14 protein-coding genes are annotated in these 16,784 nt (G+C 66.9%); 2 read left to right on the top strand and 12 right to left on the bottom strand.

Annotation, left to right across the window (positions count from 1 at the left end):
* Positions 1–11 precede the first annotated feature (11 nt).
* The 12 genes from OU996_RS01310 to OU996_RS01255 all read right to left on the bottom strand — a co-directional run bounded on the left by OU996_RS01310 (position 12) and on the right by OU996_RS01255 (position 14,995).
* Positions 12–485 carry a (2Fe-2S)-binding protein gene (locus OU996_RS01310; protein WP_267583882.1) on the bottom strand — a complete coding sequence of 158 codons (474 nt, stop codon included), beginning with the start codon at positions 483–485 and terminating at the stop codon, positions 12–14.
* An 18-nt stretch (positions 486–503) separates the two neighbouring features.
* The gene (locus OU996_RS01305; RefSeq protein WP_267583881.1) at positions 504–1,385 is read right to left on the bottom strand and encodes an FAD binding domain-containing protein; all 882 of its coding nucleotides are present in this window, start codon (positions 1,383–1,385) and stop codon (positions 504–506) included.
* On the bottom strand, positions 1,385–2,398 hold the full coding sequence (locus OU996_RS01300; protein ID WP_267583880.1) for an ABC transporter permease: 1,014 nt from the start codon (positions 2,396–2,398) through the stop codon (positions 1,385–1,387). The genes OU996_RS01305 and OU996_RS01300 overlap by 1 nt, the downstream gene beginning before the upstream one ends.
* Positions 2,391–3,428, bottom strand: coding sequence for an ABC transporter permease (locus OU996_RS01295; RefSeq protein ID WP_267583879.1), 1,038 nt, complete (start codon positions 3,426–3,428; stop codon positions 2,391–2,393). The genes OU996_RS01300 and OU996_RS01295 overlap by 8 nt, the downstream gene beginning before the upstream one ends.
* The gene (locus tag OU996_RS01290) at positions 3,425–4,975 is read right to left on the bottom strand and encodes a sugar ABC transporter ATP-binding protein (RefSeq protein WP_267583878.1); all 1,551 of its coding nucleotides are present in this window, start codon (positions 4,973–4,975) and stop codon (positions 3,425–3,427) included. Before OU996_RS01290 ends, OU996_RS01295 begins: the two co-directional genes overlap by 4 nt.
* A 144-nt stretch (positions 4,976–5,119) precedes the next feature.
* Positions 5,120–6,223, bottom strand: a complete 1,104-nt coding sequence (gene torT / locus OU996_RS01285; protein WP_267583877.1) for a TMAO reductase system periplasmic protein TorT — start codon at positions 6,221–6,223, stop codon at positions 5,120–5,122.
* 128 nt (positions 6,224–6,351) lie between these two features.
* Positions 6,352–8,301, bottom strand: coding sequence for a hydantoinase B/oxoprolinase family protein (locus OU996_RS01280; RefSeq protein WP_267583876.1), 1,950 nt, complete (start codon positions 8,299–8,301; stop codon positions 6,352–6,354).
* Between the two features lie 4 nt (positions 8,302–8,305).
* Complete coding sequence (locus OU996_RS01275) at positions 8,306–10,330, bottom strand: hydantoinase/oxoprolinase family protein (RefSeq protein ID WP_267583875.1); 2,025 nt, start codon at positions 10,328–10,330, stop codon at positions 8,306–8,308.
* 388 nt (positions 10,331–10,718) lie between these two features.
* Positions 10,719–12,098: an aspartate aminotransferase family protein gene (locus tag OU996_RS01270; RefSeq protein WP_267583874.1), complete on the bottom strand. Its 1,380-nt coding sequence runs from the start codon at positions 12,096–12,098 to the stop codon at positions 10,719–10,721.
* Positions 12,099–12,141: 43 nt separating this feature from the next.
* Complete coding sequence (locus OU996_RS01265; protein ID WP_267583873.1) at positions 12,142–13,101, bottom strand: helix-turn-helix domain-containing protein; 960 nt, start codon at positions 13,099–13,101, stop codon at positions 12,142–12,144.
* A gap of 118 nt (positions 13,102–13,219) precedes the next feature.
* Entirely contained in the window at positions 13,220–13,945 is a 726-nt protein-coding gene (locus tag OU996_RS01260) for a LamB/YcsF family protein (protein WP_267583872.1), read from the bottom strand.
* 87 nt (positions 13,946–14,032) lie between these two features.
* Positions 14,033–14,995, bottom strand: a complete 963-nt coding sequence (locus OU996_RS01255) for a LysR family transcriptional regulator (protein ID WP_267583871.1) — start codon at positions 14,993–14,995, stop codon at positions 14,033–14,035.
* Between the two features lie 150 nt (positions 14,996–15,145).
* Here OU996_RS01255 and OU996_RS01250 point away from each other — a divergent pair, with 150 nt between their 5' ends.
* Both OU996_RS01250 and OU996_RS01245 read left to right on the top strand, forming a co-directional pair.
* Positions 15,146–15,385: an acetyl-CoA carboxylase gene (locus OU996_RS01250; RefSeq protein WP_267583870.1), complete on the top strand. Its 240-nt coding sequence runs from the start codon at positions 15,146–15,148 to the stop codon at positions 15,383–15,385.
* A 2-nt stretch (positions 15,386–15,387) separates the two neighbouring features.
* Positions 15,388–16,779 carry an acetyl-CoA carboxylase biotin carboxylase subunit gene (locus OU996_RS01245; protein WP_267583869.1) on the top strand — a complete coding sequence of 464 codons (1,392 nt, stop codon included), beginning with the start codon at positions 15,388–15,390 and terminating at the stop codon, positions 16,777–16,779.
* The last annotated feature ends 5 nt before the right edge of the window (positions 16,780–16,784 follow it).

The raw sequence follows: 16,784 nt of genomic DNA, 5'->3' as shown, positions 1-16,784 counted from the left end.
GGCATCGACGGTCACCGGGGCATCTCCATGCGGGCGCCGGCGACGGCCAGCGCCGCCTCGACGATGCGCTCATAGCCGGTACAGCGGCAGATGTTGCCGGTGAGCGCGGCGCGAACGTCATCGCGGCTCGGCCGGGGGCTGTGATCGAGAAAATGGGTCAGGGTCACCACCATGCCGGGAAAGCACATGCCGCACTGAACGGCGTCGTTCAGGTCCAGCTGCGCTTGGACGGCGTTGAGGCGGTCGCCGGCCGACATGCCTTCGATGGTGACGACATCGCGCCCCTCGAGCAGAGCGGCCGGGGTCAGGCAGGACGTCGTCGGCGTGCCATCCACCAGCACCGTGCAGGCGCCGCAGAAGCCTTCGCGGCACACGGGCTTCGCGCCCGTGAGGTGGAACTCGTCCCGCAGCACATCGATGAGCGGGGTCAGCGGATCGCAGGCGGTACGTCTCGCCTCACCATTGACTGTCATGTCGATCGGCATCAGGACCTCCCGTGTTGATCAGTGAAGCGCCGCGACCGCCCGTCGGACGAGGGTCGGCAGCACGCTGATGCGGTACCAGCCGGGCGCATCGATGCCGTCGCGCCCGTGGAATTCACCGGCAAGTTCCGTCGCCGCGCGGTGGGCCGAGGCGGCGTCGAGCGGAGCGCCGATGAGCGCGGCTTCGAGGCGCGGCCAGCGCCGGGCAACAGCCTCGACGGCGCCGACGGCGACACGCGCCTTGGTGACGCGCCCGGCCGCCTCACGCTCCACCGACAGGCTGACGATGGCGGTCGGGTAGTCGCCCGCCTTGCGAAGCGGCAGGCGGGCATGCGCGCTGCGGCCGAGCGAGCGTGGGATTCGCACACTCGTCAGCAACCGCCCGGCTTCAAGCGAAGGGCGACGGGCGAGGAACCGCTCCAGCGGCAGGCGCTCCACGCCTGCGGGCGAGGCGATGTCGACCTCGGCGTCGAGACACAGCAGTGCCGGGACGAGGTCGGCGGCCGAGAAGCTGGCTGTGCACAGATTGCCGCCCAGCGTCGCCATCCGGCGCACCGCCGGGTTAGCGGAGCGGCCGGCCGCCTCTGCGAGCACCTGCATATCCGGCAGGTCACGCAGGCTTTCCGCGAGGTGGGCATGGGTGACACCTGTACCGAGGCGGATATGGCCGTCCTCCTTCTCGATCCGGCTCAGTTCCGCGACGCGGCCGAGGCCGACATAGGCCCGCCCTGGCCGCTCGTGGCGCAGCGGCGCCCGCATGATCCAGGTGCCGCCCGCGAAGGGCGAACCCTCCACACCGCGCTCGGCGAGGGCGGCGAGAGCGTCATCGAGCGAGGAAGCCACATAGAGCGAGGGAAAGAACGCCGCCCTGTTCGGCACCATGTCGCGACCATTCTCGCGCATCAGCGTCGCTCCAGCCGCAACCGGTCGAGGACCACGCCAATGATGACGATGGCGCCGAGCACGACCATCTGCACATAGCCGTCGATCCGCGTGAGATTCATGCCGTTGGACAGGATGGTCACGAACAGCGCGCCGACTACCGCCGTGCCGACGCCGCCACGCCCGCCGGCAAGGCTGGTGCCGCCCACCACGGCAGCGGCGATGGCCTGCAGCGACAGCGAGCCGCCTAGATTGGGTTCGCCCGAACCGGTGCGTGCGGTCATCATCAGCGCGCCCAGCGCCGCCAGAGTCGAGCACAGCACATAGGTGGCGACCAGCAGCCGCTTGACCGGCAGGCCAGCTACCGTCGCTGCGCGTGGATTGGTGCCGATGATGTAGAGCTCGCGGCCGTAGACGGTGCGGGTCAACACGAGATGGAGGGTGGCGCCGACAATGAGTGTGATGAGCACAGCCGCGGGCACGCCGAACACGCTGGCGCCGTAAAGCAGGTGCGAGAACAGGTCGGGCACGCCCTGCACCGGTCGCCCGGCCGACAGCGTGGTGGCGATGCCGATGGCGATGTTGTAGCTGCCGAGCGTCGCCACAAAGGGGCTGACACGGAGACAGGCGACGACAAGGCCGTTGAACAGGCCGCAGGCGGCGCCGAGTGCGAAGCCGGCGGCGAGGCCGATGAGCAGCACCGCTACCGGATCATAGCCGCTGGCCACCGTGCCGGCCATGGCAAGCGCGGCGCCCACGCTGACCATGGAGACGGTGGGCCCGAGCGCGAGGTCAAAGCCGCGGGTGAGGATCACCACCGTCTGCGCCATGGCGAACAAGGCGAGATAGCTCGCCTGCTGGACAATGTTCACCAGATTGCCCGGGGTCAGCACTGTCGGCTCCACGGCTGCGAAGCCGAGCAGCAGCAGGACGAGGGCGATAGGCACTGCCGCCTGCCACAACAGGGCCTGGACGGCGAGGCGCCGGGCCCCGGAGGCGGTCGCCGGTGCGGCCGACAGATCGAGATCAGACAAGGGCTTTCCTCCGCTGGCCGAGCTCGTCCAGCGCCACCGCCGCCACCATGATGACGCCGAGGAACACCGGCTGCAGACGCGAATCGATGTGGAGCAGGTTCAGCGCATTGCCGAGGATGGTGAGGAACAGCGCGCTGACCGCGACGATCTCGACCCGTCCCATGCCGCCGCGCAGGCTGACGCCGCCGATCACCGCCGCGGCGATGGATTGCAGCATCATGCGATCGCCGCCGAAGCTCGCCTGACCAGAGCCCACCTGCGCCGTGAGCAGGAGGCCGGTAAGCGCCGCCAGTACCCCCGACAGGATGTAGGCCCCGACGATATGGCGCTTGATGCGCACGCCTGACACCACCGCCGCATCGGCATTGCCGCCAATGGCATAGACATAGCGGCCGAACAGTGTGCGGCGCTGCACCAGCACCATGATCAGCAGCACCGCCAGGGCGATGTAGATCGTTGTCGGCAGGCCAAGAAACTGGGCGCGACCAAATTCCTTCACGAAGCTCGGCGGCATGCCGTAAACCGGGATGCCGGAGGTGATCATCAAGGCGACACCGGCGGTGGCCGACATGGTGCCGAGCGTGACCACGAAGCCGGACACTTTCAGCCGCGCGACGCACAGGCCATTGATCAGGCCTACAACCGCGCCGCTGCCGAGCCCGGCGATGACGCCGCAGGCGATGATCAGCGCGTCGTTGCCGGGGAAGGCGAGGGCTGCCATGGCCATGGCCTTGGCGGTGACCACGCTTGCCAGCGCCACCACCGCGCCGACCGAGAGGTCGAAGCCGCCGACGATAATCACCATGGCCTGTCCGCAGGCGATGATGGTGAGCAGCGCGGCATTGCGGAGAATGTTGAGGATATTGATCGGCCCGTAGAATTGCGGGTCGAGGGCCGACATGCCGGCGACGACCAGCACGAGCAGTGCCGGCAGGAAGCCGATGCGGCCGAGAACGCGGCGGCCAAAGGCAGCGGCGATGCCGGGCCGCGCGTCTCCACCGGGCGCGTGGGAGAAGGCCTGCGCGCTCATGCCGCCTCCGTCGCCAGATGGTCCTTGAAGAAGGAGGCCAGCACGTTCTGTTCGGTCTTTTCCGCGCCCGCCAGTTCGGCGGCGATCCGGCCGTGATGCATGACGTAGAGGCGGTTGGAGAGTGCCAGCACCTCCGGCAGCTCCGACGAGACCACAATGACCGCCGCCCCCGCCTCGACCAGTTGCTTCATGAACTCATAGACCTCGAGCTTGGCCCCGACATCGATGCCGACGCTCGGCTCGTCGAACAGGAAGACTTGGAGGTCGCGGGTCAGGGCCCGGCCCAGCATCACCTTCTGGCGGTTGCCGCCGGACAGCGCGCCGGCGGACCGCTCGATATTGGGCGGGCGCAGCTTCAGCCGCTCCATGGCGGCTGCCACGAGACTGCGCTCCTGGCCCCGGCGCATGATGCCGAACCGGGCGAGCCGGGGCAGGTCGAGCGCCGTCATCGAGGTGTTCTCACGGATGGGACGCGACAGGGCGAGACCTTCCGTGACCCGGTTGGCCGGGAAATAGGCCACGCCGCGCTGGAGGCTCGCGTGCGGCGTCGCGGCCTCGTAAGGCGTGCCGTCGATGCGCACCATGCCGCCGACCACCGGCTCGAGACCATAGATCGCCCGCACCAGTTCCGACTTGCCGCAGCCGACAAGGCCGGCGATGCCGGTGATCTCGCCGGCGCGCGCATAGAAGTTCACGTCGCGCACCGAGCCGTCGGCGAGGGTAAGACCCTCAACATCGACCTTCACCTCGGCTGGCGCATGCGGAATGGAGGGGAACAGCACGTCGATCCGTCGGCCGGTCATCAGTTCGACGAGCTCCCCATCGGTCACCCGCGCGGCGTCGAGGGTGCGGATGTGCCGCCCGTCGCGCAGCACCGTCACCCGGTCGGCCAGCGCCCGGATTTCCCGCATGCGGTGGGAGACGTAGATGATGCCGACATTCTGCGCCTTCAGCCGAGCGATCAGCTCGAACAGGCGGCCGGTCTCGCGATCGGTCAGCGAGGCGGTCGGCTCGTCAAGGATGAGCAGGCGCACCTTGCCGAGCAGGGCCTTGGCGATCTCCGTCATCTGCTGATGCGCCCGCGACAGGTCGTCAACGCGCCGGCCCGGATGGAGGTCGAAGCCCAGTTCGTCGATCAACGCGCGGGCCTTCTTGCGCATTGCCCCAGCCCGCAGCACGCCGCCGATCGACGCCTCGCGGCCGAGGAACAGGTTCTCTTCGACGGTGAGGCTCGGCACCAGTGAGAACTCCTGGAACACCGGGCTGATGCCGATCGCGCGCGCCCGCTGCGGCGAGAGGTGGCGGATCTCCGCGCCGTCGAAGTGGATGCTGCCCTCGTCCGGCGGGAAGGTTCCCGCGATGATGTTGATCAGTGTCGATTTGCCGGCACCGTTCTCGCCGAACAGCACCTGCAATTCGCCCGCGCGCACATCAAGGCTGACATGATCGAGGGCTCGCACGCCGGTGAAGCGCTTCGATATGCCCTTCAGCTCCAGCAGTGACGCACCGGCAGCGGCCGCCCGCGGGAGTTCTGCGCTGGTGTCCATCGGCTCTCCTTCGGCCGCCTGCGCTGCAGAGGCCGTGCCATTCGCGTTTTCCGGCGTTCGTCAGCTCCTGCGAGGCACGGCCTCTCCCCCTCTCCCGTCGCGGAGAGGGGGAGGATCGCCGCGCTTCGGCAACGCCGGCTCCGCTCATTTCGCCTTGACGGAATAGACCGGGCTCCAGCTTGCCGGTGCGAGCACGAGATCCATCTGCAGGTTCGGAACGGTCGTCTTGTCGATCACCGCGGCGACCGGTTGCACCAGCGACATCACCGGCTTCTTCTCGATCAACCGGATCGCCTGGTCGATCGCGATCGCCCCTTCACCCACCGGGTACTGCGTGGCGAAGGCCAGGATGTCGCCACGGTTCAGCGCGTCGAGCATGGCCTGGTTCTCGTAAGACGAGACGATCTTGATGTCGGCGCGACCGGCCTCGGCAACGGCGCCGATGGCGGCTTCGGCGGTCGGCGCCGTGCCCCAGATGACGTTGATGCTCGGATAGGCCTGAAGCGCGTCCTGGATCAGCTGAAGCTGCACGGCCACGCCGGAATCGCCGAACTTCTCACCGAGAATCTTGGCGTCGGGGTTCTTCGCCACGGCCTTCTTGAAGCCCTCGTTGAAGGATTCGGCCCAGCCCGAGCCGGCCGGGCCAGGGAAGGTGACGATGTTCAGCTTTTCGCCGGGCTTGGTCTGCGCGAGCAGACCCTCGCCGGTGACCTCGCCCATGGCGACGAAGTCGACATAGTTGGCGGCCGGCAGCGCGTTGGGCGGCAGCGGGTTGGTGACGCCGACCACCGGTATGCCCTTGGCCTTGGCCTCCTCGAACTTCTTCATCAGCCCGGCGCCGGAGATGGCACCGACGATGATGGCATCGGCCTTCGCGGCCATGCAGTCGTCGAACTGCGAGAGTTGCTTGGGCAGGTTCTCGTAGCCGCCGGCCTCGTAGAGATTCATGTTCACGTTCGAGGTCTCGGCCTGCTTGACGATGCCATAGGCAACCGCGACCCAGAAGCTGTCCTTCATGTGCGGGAACAGCACACAGATATTGTAGGGCTTAGCGGCCTTTGCGAGCGGCGTGTACTCCGCCGCCTTCGGCGTCCCCGACGAGGCGTCATAGATCTTCATCGGGAACCACTTGGTCTCCGCCGCTGCCGGGGAGAGCGAGGTGGCGGCGAAAGCGAGAAGCGCGGCGCCGGCGAGGGTCCGGCGCCTCAGGCGCGAAAGGACCGGATGGCGGGTGGTGGCGGTGAACATGGTTCTTTTTCCTCTGGTTGGTTTTGGCAGAGGATGGTGGACGCTCTCGCCCACCCCTCCGAAAGCACTGTCTGGCGCCGCAAGAGCGGCGCAGGCGACGCTCCACCGCCCGAGGGCGGCGACGAGGATCAATGTCTCCAATTGGCGAGCGAACGGCGTTCGAAGACCTCGCGGAACTGGCGCGTGGACTCCGGCAGCAGCGCACCGGTGCCCCAGTCGAGGATCACCGCGTGGCGGCGGATGGCGTCCATCGCGTCGATTTCGCCGGCCCGGTAGCGCGCGGCCACCGCTTCCGGGTCAATGCGCGCTTCGTCGACGCGCATGCTCCGCTGCGTGGCCCGCAAGCCCTCGGTCGCCGGCGCGTCCACCTCGTACTCGCACAGCTCGGCATCGATGGTGCGGATGACGACGCCATAATCCTTGGCGGCCCGTTCGACCGAGACGTAGTCGTCCTTCACGTCCTCCAGCACCCGCGCCGGTTCGCGATCGAGCGGATCGCCGAAGCCGCCGCCGCCGGCCGTGGGACGGGAGAACACGTCGCCCTCGCCGATCGGCACATCGGAGAAGATCGAGCCGAGCCGCTCCTCCGTGTCCGCACCCGCGCGCTTCAGCGTGAGCCCGTGCGGCATGGAGGGCAGGCCGCCTTCGATGCCCCAGACCACCGCGCGTTCGCGGTCGCAGATGTAGGAGATGACCGTCTTCTCGGCCGCCAGCATCAGCGAGGTCTTCACCACGCCGGCGCCGCCGCGCCATTTGCCGGGGCCGGGCGAATCCTTGAGGATCTCGCATTCGGTGGTGAGGATCGGGTTGGCCCGTTCCTGTCCCTCGACCGGCTGGGCCATCATGCCGGTGCCGAAGCACGCGGTCGTGACATTGGCGCCGTCCTTACCGTTGCGCCCGCCCCAGCCGCCGGGCAGCCAGTCGTAGAACATGAAGATCGGCTTGTCGGGCGTGCGCGCATCCCGCCCGCCGGTGAGCAGATATTCGAGGTTGAACGCGCAGGCGAGCGCCCGCTCGGGCATGAGCTTCGACCACATCTCGTAGATCGAGTTCATGATCTTCTCGAACGGCATCAGGAAGCCCGTCACCGCGACCGGCCATTGCGCGTCGACGATCGAACCCTCGGGAACGATGATCTCGAAACAGCGGTAGAAGCCGGAATTGAGCGGCAGATCAGGGAAGAAGGTCTTCATCCCCGCCGCCACTGCCGAGAAGGTGGTGCCGAAGGCGGAATTGTAGATGGAGCCGATCACCGGGTGGCTGCCGGTGAAATCATAGATCGCCTTGTCGCCCTTGATGGTGAGCTTGATGTGGATCGGGATCATCCCCTCACCGCCCGCCGGATCACGGTCGATGAAGTCGACCGTCTCCCACTCGCCGTCCGGCAGCGCGGCAATGCGCGCGCGTGCCGAGCGCTCGACATAGTCCTGCACAGCGGACAAGCCGGTCTCGACGGTTTCGCGACCGTACTTGCCGACGAGGCGCAGGATCTCGCGCTGGCACACGGCGGTCGCTTCGGCCTGCGCCTGGATGTCGCCGATGATCGAGGCGGGATCGCGGGTGTTGGAGGCGATGAGGTGCGCCACGTCCTTGACGAAGCGGCCTTTGTCGAACAGCCGCACCGGGGTGATGCGCAGCCCTTCCTTGAACATCTCCTTGGCGGAGACGTCGAACGAGCCGGGCACCGAGCCGCCAACATCCGACCAGTGGCCGTTGGACTGCGAGAAGGCGATGATCTTGCCGTCGGCGAATATCGGCCGAATGAGGCGCACATCGGAGAAATGCGTGCCGCCGGCATAGGGGTCGTTGATCGCGTAGACGTCGCCCTCGTGCATGTCGCCTGCGAAGTGGCGCATCACTTCCTTGCAGGTGAAGTGCAGCGTGCCGACATGCACGGCGATGTCCGCATTGCCTTGGGCGGCGCATTCGCCGTTCGCGTCGTGCAGGGCGCTGGAAAAGTCGTGATTGTAGATCACGAACGAGTAGCAGGTCCGCAGGATCTGCTCGCCCATCTGGTCGACGCTGGTGATGAAGGAGTTCTTGAGGACCTCGAAGGTCACGGGGTCGAGCTCGGCCATCGTCTCAGCCCTTCACACGGATGATGATGTTGAGGAACTTGTCGACTTCGGCGCGCGCGCCCGGCGGGACGACGGTGGTGGAATCGAGCTGCTCGACGATGGCCGGCCCCTCGAAGACGAAACCGCAGGGCAGTTCGTCGCGGTCGTAGACCGGCGTGTCGAGACCCTCGCCGTCGAACCAGACGCGGCGGTGGGAGGAGGGCAGGGGTGTGGCGCCGGTGGGCGTATGCACGGCCAGCTCTGCCTTGGGCACGACGCCGATCGCCTTGAGATTGAGGCGGAAGAAGCTCACCGGCGCGTCGTCACGGCGGAAGTTGTATTCACGCTTATGTTCGGCGTGGAAGTGGTCGACCAGATCGGCAATGGCGCCGATCGGGCGCGGCGCATTGACCGCAAGGGATCGCCACTGGCCGCGATACATCATGTCGATGGAGCGCTGCAGTACGATGTCGGCTTCAGTGACGCCCTCATGCGTCAGCCGCTCCATCGCTTCGCGCTCCAGCGCGGCGAACTGGGCCTCGATGGCGGCCGGGTCGGCCTCATCGGCGGCGACCATGCAGCTTTGCGAGAAATCGTGCTGCATGTCGACCAGCAGACAACCCAGGGCCGAGGTGACACCGGGATTGGGCGGCACGATCACCACGGGAATGGCGAGTTCGCGGGCGACATCGACCCCGTGCAGCGCACCGGCGCCGCCAAAGGCGACGAGGGCAAAATCGCGCGGGTCGTAGCCGCGCGAGATCGAGATCAGCCGCACCGCATCCGACATGTTGGCATTGGCGACCCGGACGATCGCGTCCGCGGCCTCGTGCAAGCCAAGGCCGAACGGCTTGGCGACGCCTTCCTCCACCGAATGGCGGGCGAGTTCCGGATCGAGCTGCACCTTGCCGCCGGCCAGCGAGGTGCCGAGGCGGCCGAGCGTGACATTGGCGTCGGTGTTGGTGGGCTGCGTGTTGCCGTTGCCATAGCAGGCAGGACCGGGAAACGCGCCCGCCGACTGGGGGCCATTGCGCAGGCCGCCGGCGGGATCGGTCCAGGCCAGCGAGCCGCCACCGGCGCCGATGGTGAGCACCTCGATGGAGGAAAAGCGGATCGGGTAACCGAACTCGATATGCCAGTCCTTGGTGACGCGCGACTGGCCATTATAGGCGAGCGACACGTCGGTGGAGGTGCCCCCCATATCGAGGCCGATGGAGTGGGGGAAACCGCACAGACCGGCGATGTAGCGGCTGGCGATGGCCCCCGCCGCGATGCCCGATCCGGCGAGGCGGGCGGCAAAATCCTTCACGCTGGCTGGCGTCATCACGCCGCCGCCGGTGTGCAGCAGCAGGAGGTCGCGGGTGTAGCCGCCATCGGCCAGACGCTCGCCGAGCCTTGTCGTGTAGTCGACCACCACGGGGCTGACGACGGCGTTCGCCACGGTCGTGGAAAAGCGCTCGTGCTCGAAGATTTCGGGCAGCACCTGCGATGAGATGGAGACCGGAATATCCGGCATCGCCTCCTTCAGTATCTCGCGCATGCGCTGCTCGTTGGCGCCGTTGAGATAGGCGTTCATGAAGCACACGGCGATGGTGGCGACGCCGCGCTTCTTCAGGATGCGGGCGACATCGCGGGCGGCGTCCTCGTCCAGCGGCTCGACGATGCGTCCGGCCGCGTCGATACGCTCGGGCACGGTGAGCCGGTCGCGGCGCGGCACATAGGGTGGCACCACGTCCTTGTAGACGTCCCAGAGGTCTTCCTTGTTGGCGCGGCGGATCTCGATGACGTCGCGAAAGCCCTTGGTCGACACCACGGCGGCGCGGGGCAGTCGGCGGGTGATCAGCGCATTGGTGGCCACCGTGGTGCCATGCGAGAACAGCGCGACCTGCGAAAGGTCGATACCGGCTTTCTCGACACCGCTCATGATCCCGTCGATGGGATCGCGGGTGGAGGACGTCTTCTCGATACGGATGAGGCCGGTCGCCTCATCCATGATGCAGATGTCGGTGAAGGTGCCGCCGACGTCGACGGCCACGCGGAGATTCTGCACGGCAGCGCTTCCTTTCGCACGCGCTCCCCTGTCCGCGCGCCACATCCCGGCGAGCGAGCGGTTGGATCGGTGATCCCAACCCTCGTCCCCAGTCGGCCAGCGGCGGAATGTCGGAGCAGTCGACGGGATTAGACGTGCTTTGCGGCTGGGGTTCTTGACGCTGAGTGCAGAAAGATTTGCGCCACAGAGCGCAGAACGACCATCTTCCAGGCGACCGCCAGACCTGCCTATTGATTGGGCGCTGTCATATGGTTCAAGGCGCATGGCGACATACCCGTGGCGAGGGAATCCAGGACGAGCGCAGGGCCCCGCCGCCCCGTCGGATGGCAGGCGGAAGCATCCCCGGGGACGCTCGTGGCAGATGGCGGCAGATGCACGCGTGCGGGGATCAGGCGTCCGGCATGCCGGCGTTGACCCAGCTGGTGATGTCGTCGAGCGTGAGCGTGAACCGGCGCAACAACTCGTCGATCTCCGCCTCGGTGATGATCATCGGCGGGCAGAAGGCAATCGAGTCGCCGATGGCGCGGATGATCAGGCCGTGATCGTGCGCGCGGTCGAACAGCCGCAGCCCGACCTTGCCGACCGGGTCGAACCGCGCTTTGGTCGCCTTGTCCGCCACCAGCTCCACCGCGGCGATGAGGCCCATGCCGCGCACCTCGCCCACCAGCGGATGGTCGGCGAAGCGGGCAAGGCCGGCGCGCATATACTCGCCCATGGCGGCGGCGCGGGCGACGAGGCCGCGCTCCTCGATGATGGCGAGGTTCTCCAGCGCCACGGCCGTCGCGACCGGATGAGCCCCCGTCGTGTAGCCATGACCGAACACGCCGAGCTTCTCGGAATAATCCGCGATGGGCTGGAAGATGTCGTCCTTCATCAGGATGGCGGCGAGCGGCTGGTAGGAGGAAGTGATCTGCTTGGAGCAGACAAGAATGTCCGGCGCGATGCCAAGCGCTTCGCAGCCGAACATCGTGCCGAGCCGGCCGAAGCCGTTGATCACTTCATCGGCGATGACCAGGACATCATACTTCCGGCAGATCTCCTGTACCTTCTGCCAATATCCCGCGGGCGGTACGATGACCCCGCCCGCGCCCATCAGCGGCTCGCCGATGAAGGCGGCGACCGTCTCCGGTCCCTCCGCGAGGATCATGTCCTCGAGTTCCTGGCCAAGCCGCTCCACGAAGGCGGCCTCGCTCTCCCCCGGCAGACCGTTACGGTAATAGTGTGGGCGCGATACGTGCCGAGCGAAGGGCAGCGGCAGGTCGAAGCCCTTCTGGTTTCCAGCGAGCCCGGTGAGGCTCGCGGCGGCAATGGTGATGCCGTGATAGGCGCCTTCGCGCGAGATGAACTTCTTCTTCTCCGGCCGGCCCAGCGCGTTGTTGTAATACCAGACGAACTTGATGACGGTGTCGTTGGCCTCGCCGCCGGAATTGGTGAAGAAGACGCGATCGAGCCCCGCGGGACCGATCTCTGCCAGCTTGGTGGCGAGCAGCGCCGAGGGCGCATGCGCTTTTTGCGAGAACACATGGTAATAGGGCAGCTTCTCCAGCTGCCTTGTCGCCGCGGCGACAAGGCGAGGCTCGCCGAAGCCGACACCGACGCTCCACAACCCCGCCATGGCCTCGAGATATTCGCGGCCCTCGTCGTCATAGACATAGATGCCCGCGCCGCGGTCGATGACGATCGGCCCCTGGCGTTCATGCCGGCGCAGATTGGTGACCGGATGAATGTGATGGGCGACGTCCAGACTGTGCAGCGAGTTCGACAGCATGCTCGGAACCTTCGGGCAGGACGGAGACGATGGGCTCCCGCGATCAGTTTGCGGGAGAACGGGAAACGGCACGCGCCTCGCTCGGCGTGCAGCCGAAGCGGGCGCGGTAATTGCGACTGAACTGAGCCTGGTCGCCGAAGCCCCATTCATAGGCAATTTCGGAAATCGACTTGCGGCAATGCGGGTCGCGCAGCATCGCGTCGCTGGCGAGCAGCCGCTGGTTGCGGATATAGGCGCCGACGGTAATGCCCTCGGCCTCGAAGATCTGGTGCAAATAGCGCACGGAGATGCCGCAACCTTCGGCCACCAGTTGCGGCGACAGCCGCATGTCGCCGAGCCGCGTGCGAATGAAATGCTCGCAGCGGTGCAGATGAGCGTTGCGCACCGTCGAGGAGTTCCCGGCGAGCACCCGTTCGTCCGCCTCGATCGCCATGGCGAGCAGATCGACGAGCTGCTTGCCAAGCAGCGCGCGGGCTGGTTCGTCCATCTCATCAATGCGCGCCCCGGTCAGGCGCAGCATATCGACGAACATGGCGCCCACGGCGCGGCTGGCGTCGAACTGAAGCGTGGCAAGGCGCTCCGGCCGGGCAATGCGGGCCCGCAGCACCGCGCTCGGCACCTTCATCACCCAGAGCGCGGCCGGATCGCTGTGGCTGAACTCATAGGGCAGATGGCTGCGCTCGATCAGGAAGGCACCCGGCCGGCACTGCACTTGCCGCCCGTCCTGCTCGAAACGGATCTCGGCCAGTTCGGGGACAGTGATGAGATAGCTTTCCTCGCGTTCGGCGACCAGGTGGCGCTCATGACGGCGATAGAGCAGCCCGTCGGACACGTTGCGCGAGACGGAGATCGGTCCCAGCGACCAGGCGCCGAGGCTGCCGGTGAAAGTGTCTCCGGAGGCGAACCGCAGATCGAGCGGAAAATATGTGCTGGAGACGGCCGTCTGCCAGAACTGGCGCCTCTGCATCGGCGCCGCCTGATTGGTCGAGTAGCTGGCACGCATGTCACGCTCCTCCGATCCAAATGCGGACGTCTTCCGGACGCGCCGCGGTGGGTTCAACAGGCACGGCTCCCGCACGCCGCCGCCGCGCCCTGGGCGCGACGCGCAGGTGAGGATGGGGTCAGGCAAGCCAAGGCCGCACCGACTCTTTCAAGACGCGCGCCAACTCCACCGCGTTCGGCGTGTCGGAGTGGATGCAAATCGTATCGGCCTTCATGTCGAAGTCACGGCCGTCGATGGTGGTCGCTTTGCCGTCCGTCAGCATCCGCACCGCCCGCCGCGCCGCCTCCACGGGATCGCGCGCCGCATGCGCGCGGGTGATCAGCAGCGCGCCCGCGGAATCGTAGTCGAGATCGGCATAGTATTCCGAGACGAAGGCGAGGCCTCGGCTGCGATAGACTTCTTCGTGCAGCGTGCCGGCCATGCCGATCACCGGGACGCCATAAACCAGGGCGGCGTCGGCCACGGCCTGCGCCACCTCTTCGCGGCGCATCGCGGCGCCGTAGAGCGCACCGTGCGGCTTCACATGATTGAGCTTCAGGCCGGCATCGTCCAGGAACGCCTTCAGCGCGCCGATCTGGTAGAGGACGCAGGCAGCGAGTTCCTCCCGCGTCATCGCCATGTCGCGACGGCCAAAGCCCTGCAGGTCCGGAAAGGACGGGTGCGCGCCCACCGCCACACCATTCGCGACAGCCAGACGCACCGTCTCGCGCATCACCATCGGGTCGGAGGCATGGAAACCGCAGGCGACGTTACCGATATTGATATGCGGCATGATGCCGGCATCGTCGCCGCAGCGATACAGGCCGAACCCCTCGCCCATGTCGCAATTGATGACGACACCCATGCCCCGCGCTCCACTTGCCTGATGACCGGCGAAGCGTGACGACGCCAGGTGGTAAGCGTCAAATCGTATTAAACGGAAGCGGATATCTTAAATTTCGATGGCACCCGTCCGACCGCGTGACTCGTCCGAAGACGCCGAACGGCCGGCACTGTCGCCGGCCACGGCAAAGCGCAGGAAATCGCAGAACGCCCGCGTCGCCGCGGTAAAGCTGGCGTCGCGCCGCCATGCCAGGCCCACATCCATGCTCGGCACCTCGTCGGCCAGATCGCGCAGTTCGATACGCTGCCCCTCCAGCGACCACGGCCGGTAGATCAGGTCGGACAGCACGGTGATCCCCATGCCTCCGCCGACCATGGAGCGCACGGCCTCCACCGAGGAGGTGCGGAAGATCGTGCGGGGCTCAAGTCCCAGCGCGGTCCAGTAGCGCAGGGCCGTGTGCTTGGCCTCGTCGACGGTCAGCATGACATAAGGGTAGCGCGCCACATCGGCGAGGGAGACCCGCTCCGGCCGGGTCAGCGGATGTGACGGCGCCAGCCACAGCCGGCGCGCCGAGCGCAGCAGCAGCTGGCTGGCGAGATCCTCGCGGTTGTTGAGATTGGAAACCAGCAGAACCGCGACATCCAGAGCCCCGTCGACCAGAGCCTGCTCCACCACCGAGCGCGGCGCCTCGAACAATTCGATGGAGATGCCGGGAAAGCTCGACTGGAAGCGCATCTGATGGCGCGGGAGGAAATAGCCGGAGACGGTATAGGTCACGCCGACGCGGACCGTGCCGGAAATCTCGTCGGTCGAATGGCGGGCGTCGCGCACCGCCTCGGCCACCGCTGTCAGGATCTGACGTCCCTGGGACAGAAAACGGCTGCCCTCAAGCGTCACGCTCACCCCTGTGGGAGTCCGGTCGAGCAGCCGCGCCCCCAGCATCCCCTCCAGCTGCTGGATCGCGGCGGTGACCGCAGACTGCGAGACATTCAGTTCGACGGCGGCCTGGCTGATCCGCCCGGTTTCGGCGGCTGCGACGAAGTAGCGGATCTGCTTCAGCGAAATCGACATGGCGGTCCTCGAAGCCAGCCGGCGAGGCTAGGTTTCACGATGCTATCTGAATTTCTGATGTCCCAAATTCCTTAATGCTATTTCTCGTTCGCAGCGTCTTTTGCAACTCTTCGGCCATCGATGATCCGCAGTTTGAATGGACGCACCGTGATGGCGAAGACGATACAGGCACCGCTTCCGGGTACCTTCTACCGGTCGGCCGCGCCGGGCGAGCCGGCGTTCAAGTCCGTGGGCGATGCGGTCGCCGTGGGCGACACGATCGGCCTCATCGAAGTGATGAAGTCCTTCACGCCGGTCGTCGCCGAAGAGGCGGGCACGCTCACCGCCTTCCATGTGGAGAACGAGGACGCGGTAATGGCGGGCCAGCCGCTCTACGATCTCGACGCCTGACCATGGGCATCTCGACGATCTTCATCGCCAACCGCGGCGAGATCGCGGTGCGCATCATCCGTGCGGCGCGTGAGCTGGGGCTGAGAACGGTGCAGGCGGTCAGCGCGGCCGATGGCGACATGCTTGCCGCCAGGCTCGCCGATGCCGTTGCCCCGGTCGGCCCGGCCCACGCCACCAAATCCTATCTCAACAAGGAGGCGGTGGTGCAGGCGGCGCTGGAGAGCGGCTGCGACGCGGTGCATCCCGGCTATGGCTTCCTGTCCGAGAATGCTGACTTCGCGCAGATGGTGGAGAAAGCGGGTCTCGTCTTCGTCGGCCCGAAGCCCGAGACGATCCGCCAGATGGGCGACAAGGCCCGCGCCCGGCAGGAGGCGCAGGCCGCCGGCGTGCCGACTGTGCCCGGCACCGAAGGCGTGGTCGCCGATCTCGAGACCGCGACGTCGGAAGCCGCGCGCATCGGCTATCCGGTGATGATCAAGGCGGCCGCCGGCGGTGGCGGACGTGGCATCCGCGTCGCCTGCGACGAGGCTGAGCTGTCCGTTCAGTTCCCGCAGGCGAGCGGCGAGGCCCGTGCCGCCTTCGGCGATGGCGGACTGTATCTCGAACGCTTCATCGGCCGCGCCCGCCATATCGAGGTGCAGGTGCTCGGGGACGGGGAGCGCGCCATTCATCTGTTCGAGCGCGAGTGCTCGCTGCAACGGCGCCGGCAGAAGGTATGGGAGGAGGCTCCCGCCGCCTGCCTGACGCGCGAGCAGCGTAGGGCCCTGTGCTCATCGGCGGTGCGCCTTGCCGAGCGTGTCGGCTATCGCGGCGCCGGGACGCTGGAATATCTGTTCGACGACACCACCGGCGAGTTCTTCTTCATCGAGATGAACACGCGCATTCAGGTCGAGCATCCCGTGACCGAGATGGTGACGGGTGTGGACCTCGTGCGGGCGATGATCCGCATCGCGATGGGCGAACCCCTGGCGCTGAACCAGGAAGACATCGTGCTCAAGGGCCATGCGATCGAGGCGCGTATCTGCGCCGAGGATCCGGCCGCCGATTTCCGGCCCTCGCCCGGCACGGTCAGCGCGCTTACCGTGCCGGGTGGCTTTGGCGTGCGCTTCGATACGCTGCTCTATGCCGGCTACACGATTCCGCCCTTTTACGACTCGTTGCTCGGCAAGCTCATTGCCCATGACGAGGACCGTACTGCCGCCATCGTTCGGCTCGACCGGGCGCTCGGAGAGTTGACGATCGAAGGGCTACCCACCACGGCGCCGTTGCACCGCGCGCTTGCCACCCATCCAGCGGTAAAGACCGGCACCGTTCATACACGCTGGCTGGAAGAATGGCTGGCGAGCGCGCCATTGGCCGTGCCTGCCTTACCCATCATTGCCACTCCAGCCTGAGGGAT

It is taken from the genome of Ancylobacter sp. SL191 (assembly GCF_026625645.1).
GTDB lineage: Bacteria > Pseudomonadota > Alphaproteobacteria > Rhizobiales > Xanthobacteraceae > Ancylobacter.
Note: the sequence above shows the minus strand (reverse complement) of the source record. Positions and strands in the feature narration are given on the sequence as shown.

What these genes read in the sequence shown, in the direction of transcription:
- OU996_RS01260 (WP_267583872.1), bottom strand. Translation starts at nt 13,945, where the DNA reads ATGGGTGTCGTCATCAATTGCGACATGGGCGAGGGGTTCGGCCTGTAT.
- OU996_RS01255 (WP_267583871.1), bottom strand. Translation starts at nt 14,995, where the DNA reads ATGTCGATTTCGCTGAAGCAGATCCGCTACTTCGTCGCAGCCGCCGAA.
- OU996_RS01265 (WP_267583873.1), bottom strand. Translation starts at nt 13,101, where the DNA reads ATGCGTGCCAGCTACTCGACCAATCAGGCGGCGCCGATGCAGAGGCGC.
- OU996_RS01310 (WP_267583882.1), bottom strand. Translation starts at nt 485, where the DNA reads ATGCCGATCGACATGACAGTCAATGGTGAGGCGAGACGTACCGCCTGC.
- OU996_RS01295 (WP_267583879.1), bottom strand. Translation starts at nt 3,428, where the DNA reads ATGAGCGCGCAGGCCTTCTCCCACGCGCCCGGTGGAGACGCGCGGCCC.
- torT (WP_267583877.1), bottom strand. Translation starts at nt 6,223, where the DNA reads ATGTTCACCGCCACCACCCGCCATCCGGTCCTTTCGCGCCTGAGGCGC.
- OU996_RS01305 (WP_267583881.1), bottom strand. Translation starts at nt 1,385, where the DNA reads ATGCGCGAGAATGGTCGCGACATGGTGCCGAACAGGGCGGCGTTCTTT.
- OU996_RS01280 (WP_267583876.1), bottom strand. Translation starts at nt 8,301, where the DNA reads ATGGCCGAGCTCGACCCCGTGACCTTCGAGGTCCTCAAGAACTCCTTC.
- OU996_RS01250 (WP_267583870.1), top strand. Translation starts at nt 15,146, where the DNA reads ATGGCGAAGACGATACAGGCACCGCTTCCGGGTACCTTCTACCGGTCG.
- OU996_RS01245 (WP_267583869.1), top strand. Translation starts at nt 15,388, where the DNA reads ATGGGCATCTCGACGATCTTCATCGCCAACCGCGGCGAGATCGCGGTG.
- OU996_RS01270 (WP_267583874.1), bottom strand. Translation starts at nt 12,098, where the DNA reads ATGCTGTCGAACTCGCTGCACAGTCTGGACGTCGCCCATCACATTCAT.
- OU996_RS01290 (WP_267583878.1), bottom strand. Translation starts at nt 4,975, where the DNA reads ATGGACACCAGCGCAGAACTCCCGCGGGCGGCCGCTGCCGGTGCGTCA.